This is a genomic window from Caldimonas tepidiphila (genome assembly GCF_003569765.1).
Lineage (GTDB): Bacteria > Pseudomonadota > Gammaproteobacteria > Burkholderiales > Burkholderiaceae_C > Caldimonas > Caldimonas tepidiphila.
In genome coordinates, this window is the sequence record NZ_KZ983957.1 from 39,645 (window position 1) to 58,579 (window position 18,935).

17 protein-coding genes and 1 tRNA gene are annotated in these 18,935 nt (G+C 72.4%); 10 read left to right on the forward strand and 8 right to left on the reverse strand.

Features of this window, described 5'->3' with window-relative positions; genetic code table 11:
* The 3 genes from D3A59_RS26060 (at position 1) to D3A59_RS00165 (ending at position 3,390) form a co-directional block, all read left to right on the forward strand.
* The gene (locus D3A59_RS26060) at positions 1-1,452 is read left to right on the forward strand and encodes an efflux transporter outer membrane subunit (protein ID WP_240635866.1); all 1,452 of its coding nucleotides are present in this window, start codon (positions 1-3) and stop codon (positions 1,450-1,452) included.
* A gap of 133 nt (positions 1,453-1,585) precedes the next feature.
* On the forward strand, positions 1,586-2,818 hold the full coding sequence (serA, locus tag D3A59_RS00160) for a phosphoglycerate dehydrogenase (RefSeq protein ID WP_119152911.1): 1,233 nt from the start codon (positions 1,586-1,588) through the stop codon (positions 2,816-2,818).
* Between the two features lie 185 nt (positions 2,819-3,003).
* Positions 3,004-3,390 carry a hypothetical protein gene (locus D3A59_RS00165; RefSeq protein ID WP_157991337.1) on the forward strand — a complete coding sequence of 129 codons (387 nt, stop codon included), beginning with the start codon at positions 3,004-3,006 and terminating at the stop codon, positions 3,388-3,390.
* A 79-nt stretch (positions 3,391-3,469) separates the two neighbouring features.
* On the opposite strand, the gene D3A59_RS00170 is transcribed toward D3A59_RS00165, so the two are convergent.
* Positions 3,470-4,072 (reverse strand): DUF2076 family protein, encoded by a 603-nt coding sequence (locus D3A59_RS00170; protein ID WP_119152913.1) that lies wholly within the window; start codon positions 4,070-4,072, stop codon positions 3,470-3,472.
* Positions 4,073-4,303: 231 nt separating this feature from the next.
* Positions 4,304-4,702 carry a DUF2061 domain-containing protein gene (locus tag D3A59_RS00175; protein WP_119152914.1) on the reverse strand — a complete coding sequence of 133 codons (399 nt, stop codon included), beginning with the start codon at positions 4,700-4,702 and terminating at the stop codon, positions 4,304-4,306.
* A 241-nt stretch (positions 4,703-4,943) separates the two neighbouring features.
* Between D3A59_RS00175 and D3A59_RS00180 the strand changes: the two genes are divergently transcribed.
* Entirely contained in the window at positions 4,944-5,828 is an 885-nt protein-coding gene (locus D3A59_RS00180) for a hypothetical protein (RefSeq protein ID WP_119152915.1), read from the forward strand.
* An 8-nt stretch (positions 5,829-5,836) separates the two neighbouring features.
* Positions 5,837-7,078 (forward strand): hypothetical protein, encoded by a 1,242-nt coding sequence (locus tag D3A59_RS00185; RefSeq protein WP_119152916.1) that lies wholly within the window; start codon positions 5,837-5,839, stop codon positions 7,076-7,078.
* A gap of 108 nt (positions 7,079-7,186) precedes the next feature.
* On the opposite strand, the gene D3A59_RS00190 is transcribed toward D3A59_RS00185, so the two are convergent.
* Positions 7,187-8,341, reverse strand: coding sequence for a sensor histidine kinase (locus D3A59_RS00190; RefSeq protein WP_119152917.1), 1,155 nt, complete (start codon positions 8,339-8,341; stop codon positions 7,187-7,189).
* Positions 8,342-8,737: 396 nt separating this feature from the next.
* On the opposite strand from D3A59_RS00190, the gene D3A59_RS00195 reads away from it, so the two are divergent.
* Positions 8,738-9,094: a nucleotide pyrophosphohydrolase gene (locus D3A59_RS00195; protein WP_205665062.1), complete on the forward strand. Its 357-nt coding sequence runs from the start codon at positions 8,738-8,740 to the stop codon at positions 9,092-9,094.
* 172 nt (positions 9,095-9,266) lie between these two features.
* Here D3A59_RS00195 and D3A59_RS00200 read toward each other — a convergent pair.
* Positions 9,267-9,343: transfer RNA gene (locus tag D3A59_RS00200), tRNA-Ile, on the reverse strand.
* Between the two features lie 79 nt (positions 9,344-9,422).
* Complete coding sequence (hrcA, locus tag D3A59_RS00205; protein ID WP_119152918.1) at positions 9,423-10,451, reverse strand: heat-inducible transcriptional repressor HrcA; 1,029 nt, start codon at positions 10,449-10,451, stop codon at positions 9,423-9,425.
* A 138-nt stretch (positions 10,452-10,589) separates the two neighbouring features.
* On the opposite strand from hrcA, the gene D3A59_RS00210 reads away from it, so the two are divergent.
* The 4 genes from D3A59_RS00210 to D3A59_RS00225 are packed head-to-tail and all read left to right on the forward strand — an operon-like array spanning position 10,590 to position 14,697.
* Positions 10,590-11,465, forward strand: coding sequence for an NAD kinase (locus D3A59_RS00210; RefSeq protein ID WP_119152919.1), 876 nt, complete (start codon positions 10,590-10,592; stop codon positions 11,463-11,465).
* Positions 11,466-13,169: a DNA repair protein RecN gene (gene recN / locus D3A59_RS00215; protein ID WP_119152920.1), complete on the forward strand. Its 1,704-nt coding sequence runs from the start codon at positions 11,466-11,468 to the stop codon at positions 13,167-13,169.
* Positions 13,166-14,080: an RNase adapter RapZ gene (rapZ, locus tag D3A59_RS00220; RefSeq protein ID WP_119152921.1), complete on the forward strand. Its 915-nt coding sequence runs from the start codon at positions 13,166-13,168 to the stop codon at positions 14,078-14,080. The genes recN and rapZ overlap by 4 nt, the downstream gene beginning before the upstream one ends.
* Before the next feature lie 5 nt (positions 14,081-14,085).
* Positions 14,086-14,697, forward strand: coding sequence for an LON peptidase substrate-binding domain-containing protein (locus tag D3A59_RS00225; protein WP_119152922.1), 612 nt, complete (start codon positions 14,086-14,088; stop codon positions 14,695-14,697).
* 49 nt (positions 14,698-14,746) lie between these two features.
* Here D3A59_RS00225 and mutY read toward each other — a convergent pair whose 3' ends face one another.
* From mutY to mutM, 3 genes are all read right to left on the reverse strand, one after another.
* Positions 14,747-15,871, reverse strand: coding sequence for an A/G-specific adenine glycosylase (gene mutY / locus D3A59_RS00230; protein WP_119152923.1), 1,125 nt, complete (start codon positions 15,869-15,871; stop codon positions 14,747-14,749).
* Positions 15,872-15,980: 109 nt separating this feature from the next.
* Positions 15,981-17,954 carry a dynamin family protein gene (locus tag D3A59_RS00235; RefSeq protein WP_119152924.1) on the reverse strand — a complete coding sequence of 658 codons (1,974 nt, stop codon included), beginning with the start codon at positions 17,952-17,954 and terminating at the stop codon, positions 15,981-15,983.
* A 129-nt stretch (positions 17,955-18,083) separates the two neighbouring features.
* Entirely contained in the window at positions 18,084-18,899 is an 816-nt protein-coding gene (mutM, locus tag D3A59_RS00240; protein ID WP_119152997.1) for a bifunctional DNA-formamidopyrimidine glycosylase/DNA-(apurinic or apyrimidinic site) lyase, read from the reverse strand.
* Positions 18,900-18,935: the final 36 nt, after the last annotated feature.

Consider the following 18,935-nt stretch of genomic DNA (forward strand, 5'->3'; position numbering starts at 1 on the left):
ATGCCCCCTCCCTTCCGCCCGGCGCTCGCCGCGCTCGTCGCCGCCGCGCTGCTGGCCGGCTGCGGCACGCTCTCCGCACCCGCGCAGCAGCCCGCGCGCCCCGCGCTCGACCTGCCCGCGCAGTGGCAGCAGGCGCAGCGCGATTCGGCCGCCGTGGCCGCTGCCGCCGATGGCGCGGCCGCCGCCGCCGACGGCGCGGCGCTCGTGGCAGACGAGGCGCGCTGGTGGCAGCGCTTCGGCGACCCGGCGCTCGACGCGCTGGTGCAGGAGGCGCTCGCGCGCAACAACGACCTCGCCGCCGCGACGATCCGCGTGCGCCGCGCGCAACTGCAGGCAGGGCTCGCCGCCGAGGCCCTCGCCCCCGACTTCGGCGCGAGCCTGGGCGCCACGTCGAGCCGCACCTTCGCCAGCGGCGGCGCCAGCGCCACGCGGCGCAGCGCGAGCGCATCGGTGTCCTGGGAGACGGACCTGTGGGGGCGGCTGGCGCGCACGCGCGATGCCGCCCAGTGGGCGGCCGAGGCGAGTGCGCAGGACCGCGAGGCCACCGCGCTGTCGCTCGCCGCCACCACCGCGACGCTGTACTGGCAGCTCGCCTACCTGAACCAGCGCATCGCCCTGAGCGAGCAGAGCATCGCGCACGCACGCCGCACGCTGCAGCTGGTCGAGGCGCAGCGCCGCGCGGGCGCGGTGTCGGCGCTCGAGCTGCGCGAGGCGAGCCGCTCGCTCGCGACCCAGGAGGCCGCGCACACGCAGCTGCTGCAGCAGCGCGTCGAGACGCGCCATGCCTTCGCGCTGCTGTTCGACGCGCCTCCGCAGGCGGCGCGTGCCGAGCAGCCCGCGCTGCCCGACGCGGCGCTGCCGGCGGTGGATGCGGGGTTGCCCGCCGGGCTGCTGGCGCGCCGGCCCGACCTGCGCGCGGCCGAGCTGCGCCTGCGCTCGCTGCTCGCGACGGAAGACGCCGCGCGCGCCGCCTTCTACCCGCGCCTCACGCTCACCGGCAGTCTGGGCACGAGCAGCAGCGCGCTGGCGAGCGCCGTCAGCGACCCGGTCGGCACGCTCGGCGCCGCGCTCGCGCTGCCCCTGCTGCAGTGGCGCGAGCTGCGCCTGAACCGCCAGGTGGCGCAGGCCGACTACGACGCGGCGGTGGCGGGCTTTCGCCAGACGCTCTACCAGGCGCTCGCCGAGGTCGAGGACGCGCTGTCGGCGGGCACGCAGTACGCGGCGCAGGGCGAGCGGCTGCAGCGCGCGCTCGAGGATGCGCGCGAGGCCGAGCGGCTCTACGAGCTGCGCTACCGCGCCGGCGCCGAGCCGCTGCGCGCCTGGCTCGACGCGCAGCAGGCGCGCCGCCAGGCCGAGGCCGCGCTGCTGCAGAACCGGCTCGAGCGGTTGCAGAACCGCGTCACGCTGCATCAGGCGCTCGGCGGCGACGCGCGTGCCGGGCAGCCGGGCTGAGCGTCGCGCGGGCCGCGCCCCCAACATCCCGACTGCCGCCGGGGGCACCCCGCCCGGGACTAGGCTTGAGGCCTGCCGGGTCGCCTGCCGTGAGGCGGCGCCCGCCCCGATCCCGCCACAAGGAGAGTCCACCGTGTCCACGCGCCTGTCGGTCCCGAAGGAAAAACTGAAGTTCGTGCTGCTCGAGGGCATCCACCCGTCGGCGGTGGAGTCGCTGCAGCGCGACGGCTACACGCAGATCGTGACCGCGCCGAAGGCGCTCGCCGGCGACGAGCTGCTCGACGCGATCGGCGACGCGCACTTCGTCGGCATCCGCTCGCGCACCCATCTCACCGACGCAGTGCTGCAGCAGGCATCGAAGCTCACCGCGATCGGCTGCTTCTGCATCGGCACCAACCAGGTCGACCTCGGCTCGGCGATGCGCCGCGGCATCCCGGTGTTCAACGCGCCGTTCTCGAACACGCGCAGCGTCGCGGAGCTGGTGCTGGCCGAGATCATCATGCTGATGCGCGGCATCCCGGAGAAGAACGCCATCCTGCACCGCGGCGGCTGGGTCAAGAGCGCGGCCAACTCCTGGGAGGTGCGCGGCAAGACGCTCGGCATCGTCGGCTACGGCCACATCGGCACGCAGATCGGCGTGCTCGCCGAGCAGCTCGGCATGTCGATCGTGTTCCACGACATCGAAGCGCGGCTGCCGCTGGGCAACGCGCGCCAGGCCGACTCGCTCGACGAGCTGCTCGCGGTCTCCGACATCGTCACGCTGCACGTGCCCGAGACGCCGCAGACGCAGGACATGATCGGCGCCGAGCAGCTCGCGCGCATGAAGCCCGGCAGCCACCTGATCAACGCCTCGCGCGGCACCGTGGTCGACATCGACGCGCTCGCCGCCGCGCTCGAGAGCCGCCACCTGCTCGGCGCCGCGATCGACGTCTTCCCGGTCGAGCCGCAGGGCAACGACGCGAACTTCGACTCGCCGCTGCGCCGCTTCGAGAACGTGCTGCTCACGCCGCACATCGGCGGCTCCACGGCGGAAGCGCAAGCCAACATCGGCCGCGAGGTCGCCGCCAAGCTGATCCGCTACAGCAACAACGGCTCGACCGTCTCGGCGGTCAACTTCCCCGAGGTCGCGCTGCCCGAGCACACCGGGCGCAGCCGGCTGCTGCACATCCACCGCAACGTCCCCGGCGTGATCGCGCGCGTCAACGAGCGCTTCTCGGCCGCCGGCATCAACGTCTCGGCGCAGTACCTGCGCACCAACGACGAGGTCGGCTACGTCGTGATCGACGTCGACAGCAATGCGAGCCAGGTGGCGCTCGGCGAGCTGTGCGCGGTGGAGGGCACGATCCGCTGCCGCATCCTGTACTGAGCCGAGCGCCTGAACGCTCCTTCGCCCGTTGGCCGGGGGGAGTGCGGCGGGCCGGGCGGGAACGCGCCTTGCTGCGACGCAGCATACCGGTGGGGCACCCTGCCTCGCCGGGCAGGCCCGTTTCAAGCCGAGGAGGCCCCGTGCAATTTCCCCCGCAATTCAGCCAAGAGGCCCAGCAAGCCCTGGTGCAGCCTTACGTTCGGCTCGCGCAGGACAACATGCAGCTGCTCACCCGCTTCTCCGCGTCGCCCGAGATCGTGTCGCTGTGGATGGCGAACGCGCAGAAGTTCTTCGAGCAGGCCTCGCGCAACGCGGTCAGCGGCCGCGCCGAGGTCGACAGCCGCCAACTCGCCTCGCAGGTGCAGGACAACCTCGCGAAGGTGGCGCAGTCCGACGCCTTTGCCGAGCTGGTGCGCGGCCTGATGGTGAACTACAACCGCTTCCTCTTCGAGCTGGTCCAGGCCGGCATGAACGCCTTCGGGCAGGAGCAGGCGCACTGGATGCGCCAGGCGCAGGACGCCGCGTCCGCCGCGGTGGTGCCGATGCCCGAAGCGCGCGCGCGGCGCGGATGAGCCGTTCCGCCGGGAGCTCCCGAGGGCCGCCCCCGGCGCGACGGCTTGCGGCAGGCGCCGCAGTGGCGGGCGCGGGCGCCTACACCCAGTCGTCGTGGTCCAGGCCGAAGCCGCCGCCCTCGTCCAGCGCACCGCTGTCGAAGCCCGCATCCCCGGCAAAACCGGCGTCGTGCTGAAGGCCTGCCTGCCCCGCGTCGCCTCCGTAGTGGTGGTGATGCTGCTCGTCGCCGTCGAACAGGTTCTCCAGGCCCTGGAACAGCAGGCTGCCGCCCAGCACGCCCGCGCCGACGGCCGCCGCGTTGCGCAGGAATCCGCCGCCTCCTCCGTAGGAGCCGTGCCGCGCCACCGGGCGACCCATTCCCCAGGAGGGGGCGATCCCGCCCAGCACCCGGGAGGCGATGCCCCCGGCGGGCGAGGCAGGCAGGGGTCGCGGCCTCGCCGCCGCAGGGAAGTGCGTGGGCAACGCCTGCGTGGCCTGGCGCAGCTGCTCCAGCTCGAGCTGCGCCTGCTCCAGGGCCAGCTCCAGCATCAGCGCCCGCTGCATCAGCAGGTAGGGCGCGTCGGGGCGCACCTTCATGAGCGCATCCAGTTCCCGGAGGGCCTCCGGATCCTTGGGCATGTCGGCCTGCTCGGCCAGGCGCGTGACGAGCCGTACCACGCGGAGTCGTTCATGTGCATTCATGGAAGGGTGTGCTCCTGTCGTTGCTGCGGAGGATCGAGGCCGCCGGCCGTCTGCGGCAGCCCGGGTTCCTGGGTGCTCCCTGCAGCCTCAGCAAGCGCCGGACCCTGGGCCGGCAGGAGCGCCTCGACCACTTCGGGCCGGGCTGCGGAACGACTCCGGCGCGCTGCCGCCGGCAGGAACCCATGAAAAAGCCGCCCGGGGAGGGCGGCCTTGCCGGAAGGGAGCAGGATCTCAGGCCGCGGCCGCGCCCTGCATCCGCATCGCGAGGCCTGCGCGGAGGCTGCGGCCCCGCTCGCTGTCCCACCAGCGGTCGAAGAACACCAGGGCGATCATGTTGCAGGCCGGCTCGATGACGATCTGCAGGCTCGCGGCGAGCAGGTTGCCGGTCAGCGCCCAGCAGACCGCGAAGGCGACGGCGACGTGCAGCGCGCCGAAGAGCGCCGCCTTCGCCCAGACCGATCGGCGGCCCGAGCGCGTCCACCAGTCGTCGAAGAACTTGTGCGCCACCGTGTTGCAGGCCGGCTCCACCATCGTGAACAGGCTGGCCGCGAGGAAGTCCCCGGTGAGCGCATAGCAGACGACGAATGCGATGCCCAGGTGCACGGTCCCGAAAGCTGCCGACTTCGCCATTTCCAAGCCTTGACCTTTCCGCCCCTGCGGGGCCTCGTTCTCGACTGGGAATGAGTTTAATGCTATTGATTCTTGTTTATTTATTGCTTTGACCTATGGTGTTGATAGGGGAGGAGAAGGCGCATTCCGCGGGCTCCAGGATCTCTTCCGGATGTGAGCAGGCACTTCGGGTTAGTCCCCTGAGCCCCGGACGAGGGGCAGGCAGATACTGGCCCTGCCCCGGAGCAGTCAGGAGGCCGCCATGAAGAAGGCTCGCTTGTTCGTCCTCGCAGGATCGGTGTCGGCGGTGCTGGTCGCGCTGTCGGCGGTCGCGGCGAACTACTCGCTCTGGGTCCACGGACGCGGCGGCGTCGGGCAGATCGGCAACTACGCCGACTTCACCTACTGGGGGCCGGCGACTGCGAACGCCGGCGTCAACAAGCGCTCGGTCAACTGGGACGGCTACAACCGCATCTCCACCCAGGACCACCGCCTGCGCAATGCGCTCGACTGCTTCTGCACCGGCCCCAACTGGTGCTATCTGGCCGTCCACAGCGCCGGCAACCTGATGATCGGCTACGTGCTCGACCTCTACGGCGGCTCGCAGCGCTACAAGAAGAACCCGGTGCCCCGCTCGGACGGGCAGTGCACCAACAGCGACGGCACGACGCAGACCGGCTGGAACATCAAGTGGGTGTACGTTGCCGGCGGCGCCGGGGGCGGCTCGGAGCTGGCCAACAACGGTAGCTGGACGACGTCCGAGCCGCTCGTCTCCGACCTGAAGACCACGACGGCCCGCGCGCTCTACAACCACAACAACACCCGCGGCAGGATGTTCTACATGTACGCCGGGGCCAGGGGGGCCTTCTACTCGGCCTCCCTGCCGGGACAGGACGACAACGCGGTGGCCTACCACTCCAGCGGGGGCGTTTCCGGTTCGAGTGGCGGCACCTACTGCAACCCGGCCGACTGGTTCTGCAACGACCTGACGCTCGGCACCGAGCCGACGCAGGGGGGCCGGCTCAAGTGGTTCAACCATTCCGTCCGCCTGCGCGACGACCGCCAGGTCTACCGGCATTCGACGGATCGCAACTGGGGCGGCATCGTCGCCCCGATGCGCGCCGACATGGAGCTCAACGCCCGGTAGGTGCCGCGATGGACCGCAGACGACATCGCGGGGCGGCGGCCTGGTGGTTCGCGGCCGCCCTCGCGGCCCTGCTGCTGCTGAGCTGGTGGGGCCACAACCCGGGCCGCGATCCGGGTGGCCGGCAGGCGGCCCCAGCGGAGCCGGCGAACACCGCGGTGGCTGCGGCGGTGCCCGCGCCCTCCGGCTCGTCCGCCGCGCCCGCGTCCCGCAGCCCCTTCACGCCAGCCTCGCTCCAGGCGCGGCAGCGCGAGCTGGCCGGCTGGCGGCAGCGCCTCGAGCAGGCGCAGCAGACGCTGGAGGCCTACCGCGCGTCCACCCGCTATCCGCACGAGTCGCGGCCGCTCGCCGAGCAGCGCGACCAGACGCATCCGAACCGGCCGGTCGAGGAGGAGATGGCCTGGCGCACGGCCGACGCGCAGGCGGTGCCGGGCGTGCAGCTGCGCACGAGCCAGGAGCGCGTGTTCCTGCTCGACGGCGAGAGCGTGCACCTCTCGGTGAGCCTGCACGGCGAGGACGGGCGCGCGCTGCCCCTGAGGGTGACGAGCGCCGTGGCGCGGGAGATCCCGCCACCTCATGCCGGCTCGCTCTACCCGGTGCAGCCGGTGAACTTCAACGACGAGGGCCTCGAGGGCGACGTGCGCGCGGGCGACGGCGTGCACGGGGTGCGGCTGCATCCGCAGCGCCAGGGATTCGCGGGCCTCGACGGGCAGCTGCGGGTGGAGCTGGCGCTGCAGCACGGCCGGCAGCAGGCCTCCGCCTACTTCGACATGGTGCTGACCGGCGCGCCCCCGGCCACCTGGAGCGGCGGCGTGCGCGAGGCGCTGGAGGAGGGCGCCCTGAACTTCTACCTGCCCGCCGAGGTCCGGGAGCCGGGCCGCTACGTGGTGAGCGGCCGGCTCGACGACGCCACCGGCGAGCCCTTCGCGCTGCTGACCTTCAACGACGAGGTGGGCGCCGGCGCGCAGGAGTTCCGGCTGTCGCTCTTCGGCAAGCTGGTGCGCGACGCGAAGCCGGTCTTCCCGCTGACGCTGCGCGACGTGGACGCCTTCCTGCTGCGGCCGGACAGCTTTCCCGACCGTGCGCTGATGGAGCGGCGCGTGGGCCGGGTGCACCTGAGCGCAACGCACCCGCTCGCGGCCTTCTCCGCGGCCGAGTGGGAGAGCGAGGAGCGTTCGCGCTACCTCGCGGAGTTGCAGCGCGAGGTCCGCGAGGCGCAGGAGCAGGTCGAGCGGCACGGGCGGCGGCCGTGAGGGGGGCCTGCCTGGAGAGGGGAGGGGCGGCCCGTCCGCGTACGGCGCGGCGTGTCGATCAGCGGCCCGTGCATCAGCTGCAGCCGGGCCGAAGGAGCCGCCCGCGTTTCACGGGGCCGGATTCCCGCCGGGGATTGGCTTCGGCCCGGCTTCGGCCGGCAGCGTGACGACGAACTCGGCCCCCTTGCCTTCCCCTTCGCTTCGCGCCTCCACCGAGCCGCCGTGGGCCTCGGTCAGGCGCCGCACCAGCGCCAGGCCCAGGCCCAGCCCTACTTCTGCCCCGGGCTTCGCAGGTCCTTCGGCCTGGGTGAGCGGCTCGAAGATGCGGGGCAGCAGGTCCTGCGGAATGCCGACGCCGTTGTCCCGCACGCGAAGGGCTGCCCGTCCGTCGTGCTGCTCCAGGATCACCCGGATCTCGCCGCCACCGGGCGTGAACTTGGCCGCGTTGTGCAGCAGGTTTCCGAGCACCTGCGAGAGCCGGGCGGCGTCGCCCCCGAGCCAGACCGGGTGCGGGGGCAGTCGGTCCTCCAGGCGCAGGTCTCGCGCCTCGAAGACGGGGCGATGGTCCTCCAGGGTGCGGTCCACCACCTGGCGCAGGTCGATCCGGTCGTGCTGGAGATCGAGCTTGTCGCTGGTGATGCGCGAGACGTCCAGCAGGTCGTTGACGAGGCGGGTCATCTGGTCGATCTGGCGCTCGATGGTGGCCCGGGCACGGCGTGCCAGTTCTCCATCGGGCGGCGCCCGGTCGAGGACCTGGAGACTGTGCTTGATGGGCATGAGGGAGTTGCGCAGCTCGTGCGAGAGCACCGCCAGGAAGCGGTCCTTGCTTCGGTCCGCCTCGCGCAGCCGCTCGTTCGCCAGGCGGAGCTCTTCGGTGGTCTGGCGCAGTCGGGCGGCCTCTTCGCGGGCCTGGCCCCTGGCGCGGTGCATGCTTCCGGCGATGAGGCTGATGCCCAGTCCGCTGAGCAGGTAGATCGCCAGCCGCACCTGTTCGGCCGGAGTGAAGAGCAGCAGCTTCTCGAGAGGCATGGTGGCCAGCCCGATCCCGAGCAGGCCGCCGACGAAGGTGGCGAACAGCCCCGGCCCGAAACCGCCGAATGCGGCAGCCATCACGACGGCCAGATAGAAGGTGATGTAGGGTGGAGCCACGCCCATCACCGGCTGCAGTGCCCAGCGCACTGCCGCGGCCACGAGCACGATCAGCAGCGCCGCGCCATACCGGGCAGCCGGGTGGGGATGCTCTGTATTCGGACCGATCGACAACTCGCGTTTCTCCTGCAGCGCCGGCCGTCACGCTCGTGCGCGGTGTTCCATCGTCGGGGATCGCGTGGCGCCGGAGGGCGGCCGCAGGGGCTTCCGGGCCACTGGCGGGATACGCGTCCTCACCGTCTTCCCGCCGGATGCCACGAAGCCCCGCACCTCTGCCCGGGGTTGCGTTCGCACGCCCGTTCCGGCGCTCCCGATACCGGGGATCTTAAAGTGGATGTCATGAGCGCATCGAGGATGCGCAGGCAGGAGAGCGGCGCACCGCCGAGGGAGGGGGATGCGGGCTTGCTCCACGCCACCTCCAGTCTCGTCTTCCACCTTGACGAGGTGTCCATGAAACCGGTAGCCGCCCAGCACGCCCCGCTTCTTCCAGAGCCGATCGGAATGACATCGATGACCCCAAAACCCCGCTTGATAGACGTTTCCGCCTTGGAGTCGGCACTGCAGAGGTTTGCGGACGACAGGGACTGGAATCAGTACCACTCGCCGAAGAATCTGGCCATGGCGCTGACCGGCGAGGTCGGCGAGTTGGTGGAGGTGTTCCAGTGGCTGACCGAGGAGCAGTCGAAGACGGTCGGCAGCGACCCGAAGACGGCGCAGGCCGTCAGGGAGGAACTGGCAGACGTGCTCCTCTACCTGGTGAGGCTCTCCTCGGTGCTGGGGGTCGATCTCAATGAGGCGGTCACCGCCAAGCTGGCGCTGAATGCTCAGAAGTACCCGGCAGGAGACTCGACGCCCAAACGAAGGTGAGCCTCGGCTATGCCGAGCGCAGGGGAGTCCGGCGGGGGCAGCTCTCCTGCTGACCGAGCTGTCGTGTCGCAGGAGGGGAAGGGGGCGCGTGAAACCACGACACGGAGGCGGACACGGCCTGGAAGGCAAAAGGCGCGACCCTCTCGAATCGCGCCTAAGCCTTTGATTTCATTGGTAGGCCGTGTTGGACTTGAACCAACGACCAAAGGATTATGAGTCCTCTGCTCTAACCGACTGAGCTAACGGCCCCCTGTCTTGCGACTCCGGGCGCCCAGGCGCCGGACCTCGCTCCTGCCGCGTGGCAGGAAAGACCGCGATTGTAGTGCCGCTACTTCTGGCTCAGCGCGTTCGACACCAGCCGCGACGTGATGTCCACGATCTGGATCATGCGGTCGTAGGCCATGCGCGTCGGGCCGATCACGCCGAGCGTGCCCACCACCCGGCCGTCGACCTCGTAGGGCGCCGACACCACCGACAGCTCCTCGTAGGGCACCACCTGGCTCTCGCCGCCGATGTAGATGCGCACCCCCTCGGCGCGGCTGGACACGTCCAGCAGCCGCATCAGCTGCGTCTTCTGCTCGAACAGGTCGAACAGCCGCCGCAGCGAGCCGAGGTCGCTGGAAAAGTCCTGCACCGTCAGCAGGTTGCGCTCGCCGGAGATGACGACCTGGTCCTCGTTCTCGGCCAGCGCCTCGGAGCCGGCCTGCACCGCCGCCTGCATCAGCACGGCGATCTCGCCGCGCAGCGCGTCGACCTCGGTCTTGAGCCGCTCGCGCGTCTCCTCGATCGTCAGGCCGGCGTAGTGGCTGTTGAGGTAGTTGGTCGCCTCGACCAGCTGCGCCTGGCTGTAGTTGTGCTCGGTGAAGATGACGCGGTTCTGCACGTCGCCGTCGGGCGCCACCATGATCACGAGCACGCGCCGCTCGGACAGGCGCAGGAACTCGATGTGGCGGAACACCGAGCTCTTGCGCGGCGCGGTGATCACGCCGACGAACTGCGACAGGCTGGAGAGCAGGTGCGCCGCGTTCGCGATCACGCGCTGCGGCTGGTCGGGCTGGAGCTGCCCGCGCGCGCTCGCCACCTCCGGCGGCTCGGTGGACGGGACCTGCGCGCGCGCCGTGAGCATCGTGTCGACGAAGAGGCGGTAGCCGCGCGCGGTGGGGATGCGCCCGGCCGAGGTGTGGGGGCTGGCGATCAGGCCGAGCTCCTCGAGGTCGGCCATCACGTTGCGGATGGTCGCGGGCGACAGCTCGAGCCCCGAGGCCTTCGAGAGCGTGCGCGAGCCGACCGGGTGGCCGTCCGCGATGTAGCGCTCGACCAGGGTCTTCAGCAGGGTCTTGGCGCGGTCATCGAGCATGGGGGGATTTTAGGTCGGCCCCGTGTCGCGTGCCGCTGCGGCGCTCTTTGTCCGGGGGCGCGGGCGCGACTTTTGCATCACCTCCGCAGCCCCCGGGCCCGCCCCGCTCGTACCGGGGGCCTGTGGTGTAATCCCGACATGCAATCCAGCTTCCGTCATGCCGCGCTGATCGGCAAGTACCAGGCCCGGGGCATCCGGCCGGTGCTGGAGGAAATCGCGCAGTTCGTGATGCGTCGCGGCATCGATGTGTCGCTCGAGGCGCAGACGGCGCTCAACACCGGCATGAGCGACTATCCGGCGCTCGACGTGGCCGGCATGGGGCGCGAGTGCGACCTGGCGATCGTCGTCGGTGGCGACGGCACGATGCTGCACATCGCGCGCGAGCTCGCGCGCTTCAACGTACCGCTGATCGGCATCAACCAGGGCCGGCTCGGCTTCATCACCGACGTCGAGATCGACCGGCTCTGCACCACGCTCGGCGACATGCTCGCCGGCGACCACGAGGAAGAGCACCGCACGATGCTCGAGGGCAGCGTGCTGCGCGACGGCCGCAGCATCTTCGAGGGCATCGCGCTGAACGACGTGGTCGTCAGTCGCGGCGCCACCGCGAGCATGGTCGAGCTCAAGGTCGAGATCGAGGGCAGCTTCGTCGCGAACCATCGCGCCGACGGCCTGATCATCGCGTCGCCGACGGGCTCCACCGCCTACGCGCTCGCCTCGGGCGGGCCGATCCTGCACCCGGCGGTCAAGGGCTGGGTGCTGGTGCCGATCGCGCCGCATACGCTGTCGAACCGCCCGATCGTGCTGCCCGACGTCTGCGCGATCACGATCGAGATCGTCGCCGGCCGCGACGCGAGCGTGAACTTCGACATGCAGTCGCTCGCCTCGCTGCTGCACGGCGACCGCGTCTGCGTGCGGCGCTCGGCGCACCAGGTGCGCTTCCTGCACCCGCGCGGCTGGAGCTACTACGCCACGCTGCGCAAGAAACTGCACTGGAACGAGGGAGGGGCTTGAATGTTGCGGCGCATGGCCCTGCGCGACTTTGTGATCGTGCGCGAGCTCGACGTCGAGCTCGCGGGCGGCTTCTCGGTGCTCACCGGCGAGACGGGCGCGGGCAAGTCGATCCTGATCGATGCGCTGCAGCTCGCGCTCGGCAGCCGCGGTGACGCGGGCGTGGTGCGCGAGGGCGCGCCGCGCTGCGACATCAGCGCGGTGTTCGACGCGCCCGCGGCGCTCGGCCCCTGGCTCGACGAGGCCGGCTTCGACGCCGGCGACGAGCTGCTGCTGCGCCGCGTGATCGACGCGCAGGGCAAGAGCCGCGCGTGGATCAACGGCAGCCCGGCCACCGTCGCGCAGCTGCGCGTCGCCGCCGAGCACCTGGTGGACATCCACGGCCAGCACGCCTGGCAGAGCCTGACGCGCGCCGACTCGGTGCGCGGCCTGCTCGACGCCTACGCGGGCGTGGACATGCGGCCGCTGGCGCAGGCCTACGCGAAGTGGCGCGAGGCGCAGCAGCGCCTCGACGACGCGCGCAGCCGCCAGTCCGAGCTCGAGCGCGAGCGCGAGCGGCTGCAGTGGCAGATCGGCGAGCTCGACAAGCTCGCCCCCGGCGCCGACGAGTGGCCCGAGCTCGACGCCGAGCACCGCCGGCTGAGCCACGCGCAGGCGCTGCTCGAGGCCGCGCGCGACGCGCTCGACGGGATCTCGGAGGCCGACGTCAGCGCCGACACGCTCACCACCCGCGCGATCGAGCGGCTGCAGTCGGTCAGCGGCTTCGACACCTCGCTCGCCGGCGTGATCGAGGTGCTGCTCGGCGCGCAGGCGCAGCTGCAGGACGCGGCGCACACGCTCAACGCCTACCTCGGCAAGGACGACCTGGAGCCCGAGCGGCTGCAGGAGCTCGACGACCGGATGTCAGCCTGGATGGGCCTGGCGCGGCGCTACCGGCGCACGCCCGCGGAGCTGCCGGCGCTCTTGCAGGGCTGGAAGGACGAGCTGCGCCAGCTCGACGCCGCCACCGACCTCGACGCGCTCGAGCGCGAGGCCGCGGCGGCGCGCCAAGCCTTCGACGAGGCCGCGAAACGGGTCAGCCGCCAGCGCGCCGAGGCGGCGCCGCGGCTCGCCGCGGCGGTGACGCAGGCGATGCAGCAGCTCGGCATGGCGGGCGGGCGCTTCGACGTGGCGCTGCTGCCGCTGGACGCGCCGCAGTCCTTCGGCGCCGAGGGCGTCGAGTTCCGCGTCGCCGGCCACGAGGGCAGCACGCCGCGGCCGCTGGCGAAGGTGGCCTCGGGCGGCGAGCTGTCGCGCATCTCGCTGGCGATCGCGGTGACGACCAGCCGCCTCGGCGAGGCCGGCACGCTGATCTTCGACGAGATCGACGCCGGCGTCGGCGGCGCGGTGGCCGACACCGTGGGCCGCCTGATGAAGCAGCTCGGCCGCGACCGCCAGGTGATGGCGGTGACGCACCTGCCGCAGGTGGCGGCCTGCGCCGACCAGCACTACGTCGTCAGCAAGGCCAGCCGCGACGGCGTGACGGCCAGCTCGCTCGCGGCGGTCGGCGGCGAGCAGCGCGTTGCCGAGGTGGCGCGCATGCTCGGCGGCGAGCGGCTGTCGGGCACCAGCTTCGCGCACGCCCAGGAGATGCTCGATTCGGCCGCTGCCGCGACGGTCGCGGCGGCCGGCCCCAACGACGGCGCACGCGCCCGCAGACCTTCATGACTCTCGTTCCCTTGCCCTCGGGCGGCGGCGTTGCCGTCCCCGAGGTGGTGCTGATCACCGGCATCTCCGGCTCCGGCAAGTCCGTGGCGCTGCACGCGCTCGAGGACGCCGGCTACTACTGCGTCGACAACCTGCCGCCAGAACTGCTGGAGTCGCTGATCCAGCTCGAGCTCGGCGAATACTCCGACCGGCTCGCGATCGCGGTGGACGTGCGCAGCGCCAAGTCGCTGCCGCACCTGCTGCCGGTGATGCAGCGGCTGCGCGCCTCCGGCGTGCGCATCCAGTCGATCTTCCTCGACGCCAGCACCGACACGCTGCTGCGCCGCTTCTCCGAGACGCGGCGGCGCCATCCGCTGTCGGACGAGCACGTGGGGGAGGGCGACGCGCGGCCCGCGCTGCTCGACGCGATCGGGCTGGAGCGCGAGCTGCTGTCGGAGATCCGCGAGGCCTCGAGCGTGATCGACACCAGCCACCTGCGCGCGGCGCAGCTTCGCAGCTGGATCAAGGCCTCGGTCAACGCGCCGGCCTCGTCGCTCACGCTCGTCTTCGAGTCCTTCGCCTTCAAGCACGGCGTGCCGCTCGACGCGGACTACGTGTTCGACGTGCGCATGCTGCCCAACCCCTACTACATCCGCGAACTGCGGCCGCAGACCGGGCGCGACGCCGACGTGGCGCGCTACCTGGAGGCGCAGCCCGAGGTCGGCGAGATGCTGGTGCAGATCGAGGCCTTCCTGCGCCGCTGGCTGCCGGCCTTCGAGCAGGACCAGCGCAGCTACCTGACGGTGGCGATCGGCTGCACCGGCGGCCAGCACCGCTCGGTCTACCTGGTGGAGCAGCTGGCGCGGCGCTTCGGCGTCGACGCCCCCCCTCTCGTCCGACACCGCGAGCTCGACGCCCGCGATCCGCTATGAGTCCCATGTCCTCCGGGCGCACCCTGCCGCTCTTTCCCCTGCAGACCGTGCTGTTCCCGGATGGGCTGCTGTCGCTGAAGGTGTTCGAGGCGCGCTATCTCGACCTGATGGGCGCCTGCGTGCGCGACGGGCTGCCCTTCGGCGTCGTCGCGCTGCGCCAGGGCGGGGAGGTGCGGCGCGCCGGCGAGGAGGTGGCGCTGGAGCCGGTCGGCTGCAGCGCGCGGCTGATGGACGTCGACAGCCCGCAGCCGGGCATCCTGCTGGTGCGCTGCCGCGGCGAGCAACGCTTCCGCCTGCTCGGGCAGCGCATGCAGGACAACGGCCTGTGGATCGGCGAGGTGGAGATGCTGCCGGACGACCCGGCCGGCCCGCCCCGGCAGGAGCTGGTGGAGTCGGCCCGCGCGCTCGCCAGCGCGATCCAGGCGTTGCGCCAGAAGGGGCCCTTGCCCTTCCTGGAGCCGCTGCGCTTCGAGGACGCGGGCTGGATCGCCAACCGCTGGTGCGAGCTGCTGCCGATCCCGCTCGCGGCGCGGCAGAAGCTGATGGAGCTCGAGGACCCGCAGCTGCGCCTGCAGATCGTCGACCGCTTCCTGCGCGACAAGGGCATCGTCGCCTGAGAGCGCGAGGCGGGGGGGGCGCCGAGCCGCGCGGCCCGGTCGGAGCCGCTCAGCCGTCGCCGAGCAGCAGCTTGCGCAGCGGCGCCGGCACGCCGAGCGCCGCGAGACGCGGCGCGTCCGCCCAGCGCCCCTTGCCGCCGGGGCCGAGCGCGGCCAGCAGCGCCGGCGGCGGCGCCTCGTCGAGCTCGAGCCGCACCGGGTGCAGCCGCCAGTCGAAGTGCGTCAGCGCATGCTCGACCACCGGCAGCTCGACGCGCCGCCCCGCGCCGAGCGCGGCGGTCGCGGCGTCGAGCGCTTCCCGCGAGTCGAACTCCGGCAGGCTGAAGAGCCCCGCCCACACGCCGCTGTCGGGCCGCTGGACGAGCCAGGTCGCGTCCTCGTGGCGCAGCCACAGCCACCAGTGCTCGCGCCGCCCGCGTTTCAGTCGCCGGGTCTTGACCGGGTAGCGCTCCGGCGCGCCCTCGCGCCGTGCGGTGCACAGCTCCGCCGCGGGGCACAGCAGGCAGTTCGGCGAGCGCGGCAGGCACACCGTCGCGCCGAGGTCCATCAGCCCCTGCGTGTAGGACTCGATGCCGTGCTCGGGCAGCAGCGCGCTCGCCTGCGCCCACAGCGCGCGCTCGGCGGCGGCTTGCGCAAGGTCGGCCTCGAAGCCGAGCAGCCGCGTCAGCACACGCTTGACGTTGCCGTCGAGGATCGCGACGCGCTCGCCGAAGCAGAAGGCGGCGACCGCCGCGGCGGTCGAGCGGCCGATGCCGGGCAGCGTCTCGAGCACCGCGGCACTCGCCGGGAAGGCGCCGCCGTGCTCGGCGACGACGGCCTGCGCGCAGCGGTGCAGGTTGCGTGCGCGGCTGTAGTAGCCGAGCCCGCTCCACAGCGCCAGCACCTCGTCGAGCGGCGCGGCCGCGAGCGTGGCGACGTCCGGGAAGCGCTGCAGGAAGCGCTCGTAGTAGCCGAGCACGGTGGCGACCTGCGTCTGCTGCAGCATGATCTCCGACAGCCACACGCGGTAGGGGTCGCGCGTCTGTTGCCAGGGCAGGCGGTGGCGGCCGTGCGTGCGCTGCCACTCCACCAGCGCCGGGCCGAAGCGGTGCCGCACCTCGTCGGAGGCGGTGCCCGGCGGCGGCGGGGAGGAGGGGGGCGCCGCGTCGGCGGCGTCGGGGCGGTGTCGGGCCATGGTACTGCGGGGTCGCGACGATGAAAGGACGAGGCGCCCGGCGGCACGAGGGCCGCCGGGCGCCGGGAAGAGGGGGGATGAGGCGCGCGCGTCCTGGCGCGCCGCGCACTCAGGCCGGCTCCGCGGCCTCGGGCTCGGGCGCGGCCTCGGGGCCGGCGGAGCCGGGCGCGCTGCCGGCCTGGTGCCGCAGCCGCTGCAGCAGCACGGCCAGGCGCTGCTGCAGCTGCCGCAGCCGCTCCTCCTGCGATTCGACCTCGGCGATGCGCGTCTCGAGCTCGGCGCTGGCCTGCTGCACGCGCTCGAGCGTCTCGCGGCGGCGCTTGAAGTTGCGGCGCCGCTCGCGCAGCTGCGAGTCGATCTGCGCCGAGACCGTCTTGTTCCACTGGTCGAGCTCGGCGTTGGCGCCCTCGAAGACGGCGCGGATCTTGGACACCAGCATGCGCCGGAACTGCTCCAGGAAGCGCGGCTGCGACAGGCGCAGCGCCTGCGTGATGCCGAGGTACTGCACGTAGTTGCGCTCGATCAGGTCGAGCTCGGCGACGAACTGCTGCAGGTCGGGGGCGGGCGGCACCGCCAGGCCGAAGCCGAACTCGGTGTTGAGCTGCGCGAAGGAGGCGCCCAGCATGTCGTGGATCTCGCCGCCCTTGAGCTGCGCGTCCTTCAGCCGCTCGCGCAGCCGCGCGCACATCTCGCCGAAGGCCTTCTTGCCGCCGAGCTTCAGCAGCGACGCGCGCAGCTGCTGCTGCAGCCGCTCGACATGCTCGCGCACCACGTCGGGGCCGAGGCCCTGCAGCACGTCCTTCAGCATGCGGGCGTGCACCGCGCGCATCGCGAGCACGCGCCCGATGCACTGCTCGAACTCGGCGCTCTCCGACTCCACGCGCTTGAGCATCAGCCCGACGATGCCGCTGTTCTTGCCGCGCAGGCTGCGCAGCTCGATCAGCTGCTCGGCGAGCTGGCGGCGCCGGTCGGCGAGGTCGCGGCCGATCTGGCTCTCGATCTGGCCGATGCCCTCGAGCACCAGGCGATGCAGCATGTCCTGGCGCCGCGGCAGCAGCTCGCTCGCGAGCGTCTCCTCGAGCTCCAGGATGCGGCTCGCGGCGAGCGCATGCGTGTCGCCGTCGATGCGCGCGGCCAACGCGTCGCGCGCCGACAGCGGGAACACGCGCGTCTCGGGCACGCCGAGCGACTGCGCGGTCTGAGCGCGCTGGCGCGCGATCTGGATCTCGATCTCGGCTCGCCCGCTCAGCGGATCGCTCAGCGCGTCGATCTTGTTGAGCGCGACGAAGCGCGCGAGCGCGTCGCCGCCGAGGTGCTCGCGCCAGATCGCCATGTCGGACTTCGTGACGCCGGTGTCGGCCGCGAGGATGAACACCACCGCGTGCGCCGACGGCAGCAGGCCGAGCGTGAGCTCCGGCTCGGCGCCGATCGCGTTGAGCCCCGGCGTGTCGAGCACCACCAGCCCGCGGCGCAGCAGCGGGTGCGGATAGTTGATCACCGCGTGCCGCCAGGCCGGCACCTCGACCCGGTCCTCGGCCAGCAGCGGCGGGTTGTCCTCGGGATGCTCGTCGTCCCACAGGCCGAGCGCGCGCGCGGTCTCGAGCGGGACGACCCGCGTGTCCATCACCCGCTGCAGCGCGTCGACGAGCTGGGCTGGGTCGCGCACGTCGAGCGGCAGCTGCTTCCACGCCGGGCGGTGCGTGCGCAGCTCGGCCAGCGACTGCTGCTGCAGCCGTGTCTCGATGTCGAGCAGCATCAGCGCCGGCGGCTCCTCCGGGTCGTAGCTGAGCTCGACCGGGCACATCGTCGTGCGCCCGGGCGTCGCCGGCAGGATGCGCCGGCCCGTGTCGGCGAAGAAGATCGCGTTGATGAGCTCCGACTTGCCGCGCGAGAACTCGGCGACGAAGGCCACCACCAGCTTGTCGTTGCCCACGCGCAGCCGCAGCGACTCGAGCAGCTCGCCCGCGGTCGCGTCGAGCAGGTCGTGGTTGAGCAGGAAGCGGGACAGCTCCTGCAGCGTGCTGTCGAGCCGACTGCGCCAGAGACCGAGCGAATCCAGCTTGTTCGCGAAGGATTGGACCATGGGCGGGGAAGGTGGGTGGAGCGGGACGCTTCGGGGATGGTAGCGCACCGCCGCACCCGCCGGCCGATGCACGAGTGCCCGGGAAGCCGGCGCGTATGCAGTAATTGGCTGGACGCCTTGCCGCGGCGCTCAGCGGCGCTGGCAGCCGCCGCAGTAGTAGGTGGAGCGCTGCCCCTGCGTGATGCGCCGCACCGGCGCGCCACAGCGGCGGCAGGCCTCGCCCTCGCGGCCGTAGACCCCGGCCTGCTGCTGGAACGCGCCGTCGTGGCCGTGCGCGTCGCGGAAGTCGCGCAGCGTCGAGCCGCCGGCCTCCAGCGCGCGCGCAAGCGTGTCGCGCACCGCCTGCGCCAGGCGCTCGCAGCGCGGCCGGCTCAGCTCGCCGGCGGGCCGCCGCGGATCGATCCCCGCGAGGTGCAGCGCCTCGCTCGCGTAGATGTTGCCGACGCCCACCACCACGTCGCCCGCCAGCAGCGCCTGCTTGATCGACACGCGCCGCCCGCGCAGCCGCGCGTGCAGCAGCGCACCGTCGAAGGCCGCGTCGAAGGGCTCGACGCCGAGGCGCCCGAGCAGCTCGCGCGCGGGGCTGGCGTCCAGCGCCGGCGACCAGACCGCCGCGCCGAAGCGGCGCGGGTCGTGCAGCCGCAGCGTCCCCTGCGTGGTGCACAGCTCGAAGTGGTCGTGCGGCCCCCCGGGCGGCAGCGACTCGCCGAAGCTCAGCGAGCCCGACATGCCCAGGTGCAGCAGCAGGCCCCCGCGATCGAGGGGCAGCCACAGGTATTTGCCGCGCCGCGTCGCCTCGCCGACGGTCTGTCCGGCGAGACTCTCGGGGGGGCAGCCCAGCGGCCAGCGCAGCGGCTTGCCCAGCCGGGCCTCGAGCACGCGCGCGCCCGCGATGCGCGTGGCGAAGCTGCGGCGGGTGACTTCGACTTCAGGCAACTCGGGCATGCGGGCCATTATCGGCCGGTCGCGATGGGCCTGCGT

Bases quoted from the DNA above. Each gene is read 5' to 3' on its own strand.
- D3A59_RS26060 (WP_240635866.1), top strand. From the start codon at position 1: ATGCCCCCTCCCTTCCGCCCGGCGCTCGCCGCGCTCGTCGCCGCCGCG.
- D3A59_RS00170 (WP_119152913.1), bottom strand. From the start codon at position 4,072: ATGAATGCACATGAACGACTCCGCGTGGTACGGCTCGTCACGCGCCTG.
- D3A59_RS00175 (WP_119152914.1), bottom strand. From the start codon at position 4,702: ATGGCGAAGTCGGCAGCTTTCGGGACCGTGCACCTGGGCATCGCATTC.
- D3A59_RS00180 (WP_119152915.1), top strand. From the start codon at position 4,944: ATGAAGAAGGCTCGCTTGTTCGTCCTCGCAGGATCGGTGTCGGCGGTG.
- D3A59_RS00185 (WP_119152916.1), top strand. From the start codon at position 5,837: ATGGACCGCAGACGACATCGCGGGGCGGCGGCCTGGTGGTTCGCGGCC.
- D3A59_RS00195 (WP_205665062.1), top strand. From the start codon at position 8,738: ATGACCCCAAAACCCCGCTTGATAGACGTTTCCGCCTTGGAGTCGGCA.
- hrcA (WP_119152918.1), bottom strand. From the start codon at position 10,451: ATGCTCGATGACCGCGCCAAGACCCTGCTGAAGACCCTGGTCGAGCGC.
- D3A59_RS00210 (WP_119152919.1), top strand. From the start codon at position 10,590: ATGCAATCCAGCTTCCGTCATGCCGCGCTGATCGGCAAGTACCAGGCC.
- recN (WP_119152920.1), top strand. From the start codon at position 11,466: ATGTTGCGGCGCATGGCCCTGCGCGACTTTGTGATCGTGCGCGAGCTC.
- rapZ (WP_119152921.1), top strand. From the start codon at position 13,166: ATGACTCTCGTTCCCTTGCCCTCGGGCGGCGGCGTTGCCGTCCCCGAG.
- D3A59_RS00225 (WP_119152922.1), top strand. From the start codon at position 14,086: ATGTCCTCCGGGCGCACCCTGCCGCTCTTTCCCCTGCAGACCGTGCTG.
- mutY (WP_119152923.1), bottom strand. From the start codon at position 15,871: ATGGCCCGACACCGCCCCGACGCCGCCGACGCGGCGCCCCCCTCCTCC.
- D3A59_RS00235 (WP_119152924.1), bottom strand. From the start codon at position 17,954: ATGGTCCAATCCTTCGCGAACAAGCTGGATTCGCTCGGTCTCTGGCGC.
- mutM (WP_119152997.1), bottom strand. From the start codon at position 18,899: ATGCCCGAGTTGCCTGAAGTCGAAGTCACCCGCCGCAGCTTCGCCACG.